This is a genomic window from Clostridium senegalense JC122 (genome assembly GCF_000285575.1).
GTDB classification, from domain to species: Bacteria; Bacillota; Clostridia; order Clostridiales; family Clostridiaceae; genus Clostridium_J; species Clostridium_J senegalense.
On record NZ_HE611050.1, the window covers coordinates 1,362,727 to 1,374,198 of the forward strand.

General features: G+C 30.3%; 5 protein-coding genes. All 5 read right to left on the bottom strand.

Annotated features, from left to right (window positions below; translation table 11 throughout):
• Positions 1-234: 234 nt before the first annotated feature.
• The 5 genes from CSGHG_RS24605 to CSGHG_RS06905 all read right to left on the bottom strand — a co-directional run bounded on the left by CSGHG_RS24605 (position 235) and on the right by CSGHG_RS06905 (position 10,388).
• Positions 235-369 carry a hypothetical protein gene (locus tag CSGHG_RS24605; RefSeq protein WP_268869844.1) on the bottom strand — a complete coding sequence of 45 codons (135 nt, stop codon included), beginning with the start codon at positions 367-369 and terminating at the stop codon, positions 235-237.
• 793 nt (positions 370-1,162) lie between these two features.
• A complete protein-coding gene (locus tag CSGHG_RS21825) occupies positions 1,163-4,660 on the bottom strand; it encodes a cell wall-binding repeat-containing protein (protein ID WP_010293673.1) in 3,498 nt (1,165 codons plus the stop codon).
• A 650-nt stretch (positions 4,661-5,310) separates the two neighbouring features.
• Positions 5,311-5,580, bottom strand: a complete 270-nt coding sequence (locus CSGHG_RS06895) for a hypothetical protein (protein ID WP_010293676.1) — start codon at positions 5,578-5,580, stop codon at positions 5,311-5,313.
• 162 nt (positions 5,581-5,742) lie between these two features.
• Positions 5,743-6,030, bottom strand: coding sequence for a hypothetical protein (locus CSGHG_RS06900; RefSeq protein WP_010293679.1), 288 nt, complete (start codon positions 6,028-6,030; stop codon positions 5,743-5,745).
• 890 nt (positions 6,031-6,920) lie between these two features.
• On the bottom strand, positions 6,921-10,388 hold the full coding sequence (locus CSGHG_RS06905; protein WP_010293681.1) for a cell wall-binding repeat-containing protein: 3,468 nt from the start codon (positions 10,386-10,388) through the stop codon (positions 6,921-6,923).
• Positions 10,389-11,472: the final 1,084 nt, after the last annotated feature.

An 11,472-nucleotide genomic window follows, 5' to 3' on the forward strand; every position in this document is an offset into this window, starting at 1 on the left:
GAGTTTCAACCAACATTGTCAATTGTCCTTTGTGCATTGTCAATTTCCAAAGAACTACCTCAACTAAGTAAGCGATTATACCAAGTTCTACCTCCATCACACGAGGGACTTCTTTAGTTAAGAGTTAAGAATGAAAAGTTAATAGTTGTGGTTATTACTACTCACTTCGTTCATAGTAATTCTCAACGTATTTTTGAATCTAGCTTTACTAACAAAATCTAAGTAAGCAATAAATTATGGTCTTAGCTCCATTACAAGAGGGACAGACGCGTAATTGGCTACTTTGCTATGCTTTGGGATAGATGCTTTTGTTAATTTTAGTTTCTCTCCAATAGAAATCGAAGTCGGTCCCGAACATCTACGCAGCAAAGCTGCTATTTTAGGACCGGCTTTGATTGCTTTAAGTTTTATTGATAACTTTTCTATTTCACTGTGAAAATAACTTATGCAGAATATACTTAGGTACGCCTGTCCTTCTTGTTACGGCTGTAAAACTGAATTTTAGCTTTTGTTAGTTTTATTTCTCAAACTCAAATTTTGCTCCCTTAAATTCAAAGAAACTGGAATCCAGTTTCCTCCATCATTGTCAAATGTCCTTTGTCCATTGTCAATTTTCAAAGAACTACCTCAACTAAGTAAGCGATTATACCAAGTTCTACCTCCATCACAAATGGGACAGGCACGGTAAATTTATTTTCTTCGCTAACACTTGATGCTCTTCTAACTTTATACTTCTATCTAAAAGTTCAAAGCCAGTCCCGAACAACTACGCTACATAGTAGCTACCTGGGGACTGGCTAACTTTTTTATTTATATAACTAAATTATAAGAGCTACTATTTATTTTATGGAGTTATATTAGTCGTGCCTGTCCCATTTGTTACGGCCGTAAAATTAGATCTTAGCTTTTGTTAGTTTTATTTCTCAAACTCAGATTTTACTCCCTTAAATTCAAAAGAAACTGGTAGCCCAGTTTCCTCCATCATTGTCAAATGTCAATTGTCCATTGTCAATTTCTAACCCAATTGTCCATTATCAATTATATACACTAATCCTCACTTAGCTCTAATGAAACTTCTTAAACGAAAGAACCAGTACCTGATATGTAATCATGTACTGGTTCTTTCGTTTTAATATTATTTAGTTTATTTGAATTAGTTACTTTAGTTTTTATCGGTTATGGTAACTTTTAGTTTAGCTTGTTTGCTTGTGTTTTTTATTGTTCCAGTTAGTGTGTTTTCTCCACTTAATAGTTCATCTATTGTTTTATCCCATGCTACATCCACTTTTCCAATGGTTCCATCGTTGTATGTTACTTCTACTTCTGATGGCAGTTTTATTTCTGCTTTTTTACCTGTTATGTTTTCTGGGTTAGTTATAGATTCTATTGCTTTTTTTATTACTTTTGCTTCTACTGTGAAGTTTTTCAATTCATTGTCGTTGTTATCTGTTATTTTTCCAACTTGTTTTATCACAACTTTATCTACGTTAGTTTCTTCTTTTTGTGAGTTAATATCTAAAGTTAATGTGATTTTTCCATTTTCATCACAGTTAGCTTCTTTTACTTTATAACCATCTACTTCAAATGCAAATTCATTTACACCTTTTACAGACTCTGATAATGCGAATTCTACTTTTTCTAGTTTACCTTCTTCATTTTTTATAGCTTTTGCTGTATCTTTTTCATACTGTGGTACAACTTTATCTATTACTGCTACTTTTTTATAATCATCAAAACCTTTGTTAGTTCCAAGTTCAGTTACAGCTGCCCCGTCTTCAAATTTAATTTCTATGTTTCCAGATGGGTTAGTTGTAAAGTTGTCGTTGTTATCAACTTTAGCAAATGTTAAGGTTAGTTTTGTTTTTCCATCATCATTTTTAGTTATATCGTAGCTTGCTATGTTTAAATCTTTATCATCATCTTTTCTAACCTTTATTTTAGAAACGTCTTTTATAGTTGATTCTGTAACTATTTCTATTTTATTTCTATCTATTATATTAGTTTTGTCTTCTATAGTTACTGCATCTTGTTTTATTGTATCTATTATTACTGTTTCACCTATTGGTGCAGTGTTTCCAGCTAAATCTTGAACTGGTCCTACTCTTAGTGGCTCTAATGAGTTTAACTGTTTTTCTTCTGGTAATGTTATTTTTATTTTAGAGTTATCATTTGACATAAGCTCTATTTTTGCATTTTCTATGGTATTTAAGTTAACCCATTTATTTGCTATTTGTACTTCATACAATGATTTATCAAGTATTGAACCATAGCCACTAGTTTTCATAGCTTCACTATATTCTAATATCATTTTGTTTTGGTTTTCTCCACCAAGTATAACTTTATTAATTATTGCTGGAGTTTTATCTGGAGCTGATATTTTAAAGGTACATTCTGAAAGTTTATTTTCATTTACAGTGGTATCTGTAATTTTGTTACCTTTTATTAATAGAGTGTAATCTCCTTCAATTTTTCCAACAGTTAAAGTTGCTTTACACTGAGTATCATCATATGATGCATTTAATATATTTATTTTTTCACCTTTAGAGTTTTTTAACTCATAGGCATTTTTATCATTAGCACCTTTTACATCTTTACTAAAGATAATATGTATTTTATCAGTATCTTTATATTCAACTTCCCATACTTTTGGAGCTGTAGTATCATTTTCAACTTCAAACTCTATTTCTCCATATGATAATTCATTACCCCATAAGTCTTCTATTTTAGTTTCATTATCATATTGGTATTTAATAATAATTTTATGTTTTCCTGGTATTATTATTTTATTGAATTTAATTTCTATTACATCTGTTACACCTTCTGCTGTTTCTATTTCACCAGTAAAGTCATTAGCTTCATTTACATAGTCTAAATAGTATTTAACATTAGGATCTGTAAAGTTTTTAACCTTTTTATTGAATTTTACTTTTGCAGTATACATATTTGCTTTAGCTTCACTGATTATTACTGGTGAAGTATCTTTTTTCACTGTTAGCTGTTTTTCCATAGTATCGGATTTTAATCCTACAAAGTCTACAAAAGATCCTTCCCCTATTTCTAGGTTATAAACTCCATCTTCTAAATCTACTCCTGTACTTATAGCTACAGTGCAATCTTCGTAGTTGAACTTTTTATTAGCTACTGTGTATATGTTACTACCTTTTTTTATTTCTATATCAAATTTAGAACCTTCTTTAACTGGTTCGTTAAATATAACATCAAATTGTCTTGGCCCTACTTGTTTAATTTCTTTTATTATTGGTACTTCTGTATCTAGTAATTTTTCTGTAGCCTCAAATTTAGGAAATCTTTCAGCTTTATCTTCTGTTAGTATGTTTTGTACCTTTATATCAACATTTTGTTGATTCTTATAATATTTTTTTTCATCTAAAGTTAGTATAACTGTTTTTTTATCTTCTTTAACTTTAGCTGATTTTATTATTAGTTCTCCATTTTCACTACCTTTTAAAGTATATCTATCTATAGATTCTGCTGAATCTTTATCTACATTCTTATTAAATTTTAGTTGAACTTGTCCACCATTTAAAACCTTTGCAGATAATATCTTAGCTTCTTCTATATCTTTAACTTCTAAAGCTTTTATTATATCCTCAACAACATTTTGATTAATTCCATTTCCTACTTCTATTAATTTTCCAGCTGTTCTTTCTTTTAAATAGGCTTCTTGTCCATTATCTAACTCAGAGCCAACTAACATTACAGGGGCTTCCTCTTTACCTGCTAATGGACCTGCTGCTAATGCATCAACTAATGAACTAGTGTGATTTTCACTTCCTACACCGTCTTTAGCAACATAAATTTTTTCTAATTCACTTTGGTTATAAAATTTTTCTAACACTTCTGCATTAGTTTCATTTCTATTTAATCCTGCTATTCTTTCACCGTCTATTTGATTTTTCAAGTTTTCAGAAATAACAGTTTCTCCACCGATTATATATTTTGTTGAAGCGTTATCTATAAATTTTTTTCCTGCTTCTATAGTTTGTCCATCAGTTAAAATTATAGCCATGTTTTCTTTTGCTGCTGGTGCTGCTACTGATAGTGCATCTGCTAGACCATTTATTCCATTAACAACAGCAACGGTTTGAATGTTACCCATATTTTTAGCAACTTCTTCAGCTGTAGTATATCTATCAGTTCCTGATATCCTTTTAACTGTTTTTCCCATAGCATTTAATTCTTTTACTACGTTTTCAGAAACTACTGTAGTTCCTCCAACGATTATTACATTCTTAGCATTTAATTTTTTTATTTGGTCAGCTGTAGCCTTTGTTAAGCTTCCTGCTTCCGTTAATAATATTGGAGCATCTTTCATTTTAGCAAGGGGTGTAGCTGCTAATGCATCAGCTATAGCTGTGTAATTAACTAAAACGACAGTATCAGCACTCCCAAATTTTTCACTAATTTGAACTGCTGTCTCAAATCTATCTATTCCTGCTAATTTTTCTCTTACAACTTTATTGGATTCAAGTGCAAATACGTTAGCATTTATACTTGTTAAGCTAGCACCTATTAAAAATGTTGAGATAACTCTTGAACTTTTTTTCACTAGGCTCACTTCCTTTTCTACTGTTCTATATAATGCTCTTGGCATTATATAGAACATAGGGCTAGAGTCTTCACATTTATTCGTTAACACAATATCCTAGAATTTAATTCTCCCTAAACCTGATTTATCTAGCTATGTTCTATATTGATACCTAGAAATTATGTTAGCTAATTTTGAAATTATGAAACTTACTTATTTTTTTATTCCAAAGTTTTAATATTTAGAATATTATTTTGCGTATTGGATTAGTTATAAAATTTTACTTTTATAACTAAATTTTATAGCTAACCATTCCTATATTTTGTATTTTCACAGATTTTTTTTTCATTGTCAACGATTTTTCGTATTATTTTTGATTTAATTTTAATTTATATATTATTTTCTTCAAATTATTCCTTTTTGTATTATTATTCGACAATATATTTGTTTTTGCAAGTCATCATTCGACATATTTCTTATTTCTATTAATTGAAGAAAATCTATTAAACTTTACTCCATTCAATTGAAAGAAACTGATAGTATAGTTTGCAGTTCAAGTACTGATTCTTTGCTCAGTAATTTATTTTATCTAGCCTTTTTATTGAGTACTAGAGTTTTTTATGGTGGTACAATTAAATGAACCTGTCCTTCTTGTTACGGCTGCGAATTTTGAATATAGTTTTAATTTGTTTTATTTCTCAAACTCAGATTTTGCTCCTTCTAATCCAAAAGAAACTGGAATCCAGTTTCAACCTAAATTGTCAATTGTCCATTGCCAATTTTTCCAAACTCTCTACCTCAGCTAAATATCTAATCACCCAAAGTTCTGCCTCCATCACAAGAGGGACAGACGCGTAATTGGCTACTTTGCTATACTTTGGGATAGATGCTTTTGTTAATTTTAGTTTTTCTCCAATAGAAATCGAAGTCGGTCCCGAACATCTACGCAGCAAAGCTGCTATTTTAGGACCGGCTTTGATTGCTTTAAGTTTTATTGATAACCTTTCGATTTCACTGAAAAAATTACTCATGGATAATATACTTTGGTACGCCTATCCTTCTTGTTACGGTGCTACACCCTGAATCTAGTTCTAGTTTGTTTTATCTCCCAAACTCAAATTTTACTCTCTTTTAATTAAAAAGAAACTGGAATCCAGTTTCAACCTAAATTGTCAATTGTCCATTGTCAAATGTCAATTCCTAATTGATTGTCCTTTGTCCATTGTCAATTTTTCCAAACTCTCTACCTCAGCTAAATATCTAATCACCCAAAGTTCTGCCTCCATCACAAGAGGGACAGACGCGTAATTGGCTACTTTGCTATACTTTGGGATAGATGCTTTTGTTAATTTTAGTTTTTCTCCAATAAAAATCGAAGTCGGTCCCGAACATCTACGCAGCAAAGCTGCTATTTTAGGACCGGCTTTGATTGCTTTAAGTTTTATTGATAACCTTTCGATTTCACTGAAAAAATTACTCATGGATAATATACTTTGGTACGCCTATCCTTCTTGTTACGGCTCTACATTTTGAATATATCTTTTGTTTGTTTTATCTCTTTAACTTTAAACTCTAATATATAAACATTTTTGAATCTACAAAAATAAAACTTCTAAGTATCAATCGTTCAAAGTTCTACCTCCATCACAAGAGGGACAGGTTTATTTGTGTCTATTTTCTTCGTTTAAACTGTAGATTCCACAATTGCTGTATTCCCATAATAAGATAAGTAAAGAACCAGTACCCCTATTTGGGTTTTAGTAAAATTTTCAAACAAACAATTGCCCCTAGTGTTGGCTCCATAACAAATGGGACAGGCACGATAAATTTATTTTCTTCGCTAACACTTGATGCTCTTCTAACTTTATACTTCTATCTAAAAGTTCAAAGCCAGTCCCGAATATCTACGCAGCAAAGCTACTTTATTTCAAAGAAACTGGTGATCCAGTTTCATCCTGAACTCTTAACTATTAATTCTTAACTGTTAACTATCTCAGGGACTGGCTAACTTTTTTTATTTATGGTAATTAAATTATAAGAGCTACTTTTTATTTTATGGAACTACATTAGTCGTGCCTGTCCCATTTGTTACGGCTGTACACTTTAAATATAGTTTTAGTTAGTTTTATTTCTCAAACTCAGGTTTTTCTCCTTCTAATTCAAAAGAAACTGGACTCTTAGCTCTTAACCTTTAACTAATCAACCTCCAACTTCCTTCATAATTATTTCCAGCATAAAGAAACCCAATGATTTTTAATCATTGGGCTTCTTTTTATTTATTATATTTAATAACTACCCTTTAGGGAGTAAAACCTAATAGGATATTGTGTTAACTTTAATTATGATAAATTTATGGTAAGTTTATAGGCTTTTATACTAAAGTCACTGTGATTGTTCCTGTAACTGTTCCTACTGTAGCTGTTACTGTTACTGTTCCAGCTATAGCTGTATTATCTACAGTTAATTCTCCTGTTGATGGATTAATTGTTACTCCAGTAGCTGAAGTTACTGACCATACTACATTTTGTCCAGTCATTGCTGCTCCATTTTGATCTTTTACTGTAGCAATATATGTTTCTGATACATTATCTGCTCCTGGAATTGTTACGTTACTTTGTCCAGCAACTTCTACTTTAGTTACTACTGCTTCTTCAGTTTTTGCTTCAACTTTTGCTTCTGCTGTAAATCCTTTTATTTCATTATCATTAGCATCAGTTATTTTAGCAACTTGTTTTACAACAACTTTATCTAAATTAGTTGCTTCTTCTTGTGATTTAGTGTCTAAAGTTAATATAACTTTTCCATTTTCATCACATGCAGCTTCTTTTACTTTGAATCCTTCTACTTCAAAAGAGAATTCATTTACGCCTTTTAATTTTTCAGAGAATGATAATTCTACTGTTTCTAATTTTCCTTCAGCATTTTTAATAGCTTTTGCAGAATCTTTTACATACTCCGGAGATATTTTATCAACTAAAGCTAATGCTTTAAAATCGTCAAATCCTTTGCTTGTTCCAAGCTCTGTAATAGCTGCTCCGTCCTCAAATTTAACTTTTATGTTTCCTGATGGATTAGTTGTAAAGTTATCATTATTATCAACCTTAGTAAATGTTAAAGTTAATTTTGTTTTTCCTTCATCAGTTTTAGATACATCATAGCTTGCTATATTTAATTGTGTATCGTCATCTTTTGTAACTTTTATTTTTGAAACGTCTTTTATAGTTGCTTCTGTGATTATTTCTAATTTATTTTTATCTACTACATTAGCTTCATCTTCTATAGTTACTGCATCTTTCTCCACAGCTTCTATTGTTACTGTTTCACCTATTGGCGCAGTGTTTCCAGCTAAGTCTTGAACTGGTCCTACTCTTACTGGTGTTGTAACGTCTAATTGTTTTTCTTCTGGTAACGTTACTTTAACTTTAGATGAATCTGAACCTATTAATTCGATTTTAGCATCATCTATTGTATTTAAGTTAATCCACTGTCCTTCAATTTTAACTTCATATAGTGACTTATCAAGTATTGAACCTGAGCCACTAGTTTTCATAGCTTCACTATATTCTATAGTCATTTTATTTTGATTTTCTCCACCGATTACAGCTTTTTTAATTGTTGCTGGAGTTTTATCTGGAGCTACTATTTCAAATGAAACTTCTGCTAATTTATTTTCATTTATTGTTGTATCTGTGATTTTGTCACCTTTTACTACTAAATTGTGAACTCCTTCAATTTTTCCAACTGTTAAAGTTGCCTTATATGCACTTGCATCATACTTAACATTTGATATAGCTATTTTTTCACCTTTAGAGTTTTTAAGTTCATAAGCGCTAATATCATCTGCACCTTTAACATTTTTACTAAAGTCAACTTCTATTTTATTACTATCTTTATATTCAACTTTTGATACTGTTGGTGCTTTAGTATCATTTTCAACTTCAAATGCTATTTGTCCAGATGCTAATTTGTTTCCCCATAAGTCTTCTATTTTAACTTCATTTTCATCTGCATATTTTACAATAACTTTATGTTTTCCTGGAGTTATTAATTTATTAAATTTAACATCTATTTTATCAGTTGTTCCTTCTGCTGTTTGAACTTGTCCAACAAATTCATTAGCTTCATTTACATAATCTAAGTAATATTTTACATTAGCATTTGTAAAGTTTTTAACTTTTTTATTGAAGTTTATAGCTGCTATGTTTCCAATTGAAGTTGCTTCACTCATAACTACTTCTGAAGTATCTTTTTTAACTGTTAATTCTTTTTCCATAGCATCTGATTTTAGTCCTACAAAATCTACGAAGGATCCCTCACCTACTTGTAAATTATAAGCTCCATCTGCTAAGTCTACTCCTGTATTTATTGTTACAGTGTTTTCAGCATAATTAAATTCTTTATTTGCTACTGTGTATACATTGTTTCCTTGTTTTATTTGTATATCGAATTTAGCTCCTTCTTTAACTGGCTCGTTAAATACTAAATCAAATTGTCTTGGTCCTACTTGTTTAACTTCCTTTATTACTGGCACCTCTGTATCAAGTAATCTTTCTGTCGTTTCAAATTTAGGGAACTTTTCTATTTTATCAGCAGCTAAGATATTTTCAACTTTTATATCAATGTTTTGTTGATTCTTATAAGTTTTACCTTCATCTAAAGTAAGTACAACCGCTTTTCCATCATTTTTAACTTTAGCTGATTTAACTACTAGATTTCCGTCTTCACTACCTTTTAAAGTATATTTATCTATTGTTTCAGCTGAATCTTTATCCACATTTTTATTAAAGTTTACTTGAATTTGTCCAGCATTTATAATTTTTGCAGATACTATTTTTGCTTCTTCTTCTACATCTTTAACTTCTAGAGCTTTTATTATAGCCTGTACTGAGTTTTGATTTATTCCATTACCCACTTCTACTAATGTTTGAGCTGTTCTTAATTTTAAGTATGCTTCTTGACTATTAGCTAATTCAGAACCAACTAACATTACAGGTGCTGCTTCTTTGCCTGCTAATGGACCTGCTGCTAGTGCATCAACTAATGAACTAGTGTGATTTGCACTTCCTACACCGTCTTTAGCAACATATACTTTATCTAACTCAGTTTCACTATAGAACTTATTTAAAACTTCTGCATTAGTTTCGTTTCTATTGTCTCCTGCTATTCTTTCTGCACCAATTTTATTAACTAGTTCATCTGAAAGAACAGTTTGTCCACCTACAGCATATTTTGTTTTTGCTTTGTCTACAATTTCTTTTCCTTCTTCTACATTTTGTCCATTAGATAAAATTATAGCCATGTCCTCTTTTGCTGCTGGCGCTGCTATTGATAGTGCATCAGCTAGACCATTTATTCCATTAACAACAGCAACTTTTTCAACATCACCCATATTTTTAGCAACTTCTACTGCTGTAGTATATCTATCTTCCCCTGCTATTCTTTCAACTGTTTTTCCTGATTCTTTCAATTGCTTTTCTACATTTTCTGAAACTGCTGTAGTTCCCCCAATGATTATTATGTTTTTAGCTTTTAATTTTTCTATTTGGTCAGCTGTAGCTTTTGTTAAGATTCCTGCTTCTGTTAGTAATATTGGAGCATTTTTCATTTTAGCAAGTGGTGTTGCTGCTAATGCGTCAGCTATTCCAGTGTAGTTAACTAAAACTACTGTTTCTGCCTCTCCAAATTTCTCACTAACTTGAACTGCTGTCTCAAATCTAGTTTCTCCAGCTAATTTTTCTTGAATTACTTTGTTTGATTCAACTGCGAATACTCCTGTGCTTGCAGATGCAACTGTAGCACCAAGTAATAAAGTTGAAACTACTCTTGAACTTTTTTTCATTCTCTTTACTCCCCTTTTCTGTTATTTTATATAATATTCTTGGCATCACATAGAATATAGCCTTATGATTTTTCATGTTGAATAATCTTTACAACAATATCCTAGAATTTTAAATTTTTAACACAATATATAGTTATACTCTAATAGTTATGCCTAAGAATTAATTAACCATACCATAGCCTAGTGGAAATTTTATATACTTTACAATTCTTTTTTTATAATATTTAGAATCTTTTTGTATGAATATTTATTTATAAAAATTTATATTTATACGTAAATTTATCTATTTTTTTGTATATTTTGTATTTTTGCAGAATTTTTATCTATTGTCAATGGTGTTTACAGAATATTTTAAATTTAATTATTGTTTTTTAATTATTTTTTAATATTTTAATGTTTTTCGACATTTTACTCGTTTTTGCAAGACATTATTCGACATATTCCTTATTTCTATTAATTGAAGAAAATCTATTAAATTTAAAAGAAATTGAAGTTCAATTTTAACCATCACTTTTAATTTCTAAGAAGTTATTTAAAAATCTAAGTAATGAATAATTATAAGTCTTTATTCCATAGCAAATGGGACTTTGTCAATTAAGAATTGTAATGCTTTGCTAGTTAAGAGTTAAGAGTGAAAAGTTAATAGTTGTGGTTATTACTACTCGCTATACTCCTAATAATACTAAACGTATTTTTTATATAAATTTAGTTCTGCTAACAAAATCTAAATAAGCAATAAATTATAGCCTTAGCTCCATCACAAATGGGACAGGCACGGTAAATTTATTTTCTTCGCTAACACTTGATGCTCTCATAATTTTATACTTCTATCTAAAACATCAAAGCCAGTCCCGAACAACTACGCTACATAGTAGCTACCTGGGGACTGGCTAACTTTTCTTATTTATGGTAACTAATTTTAAACAGCTTATCTCTATTTTATGGGTATACACCTTTCGTGCCTGTCCCATTTGTTACGGTTGTAAACCTTGAATATAACTTTGTTTAATTTAATATCACAAAATTAGAATCTACTCTCTTAAATTCAAAAGAAACTGGTAACCCAGTTTCCTCCATCATTGTC

Coding starts and splice junctions, on each gene's coding strand:
- CSGHG_RS06895 (WP_010293676.1), bottom strand. CDS start 5,580: ATGAGTAATTTTTTCAGTGAAATCGAAAGGTTATCAATAAAACTTAAA.
- CSGHG_RS06900 (WP_010293679.1), bottom strand. CDS start 6,030: ATGAGTAATTTTTTCAGTGAAATCGAAAGGTTATCAATAAAACTTAAA.
- CSGHG_RS06905 (WP_010293681.1), bottom strand. CDS start 10,388: ATGAAAAAAAGTTCAAGAGTAGTTTCAACTTTATTACTTGGTGCTACA.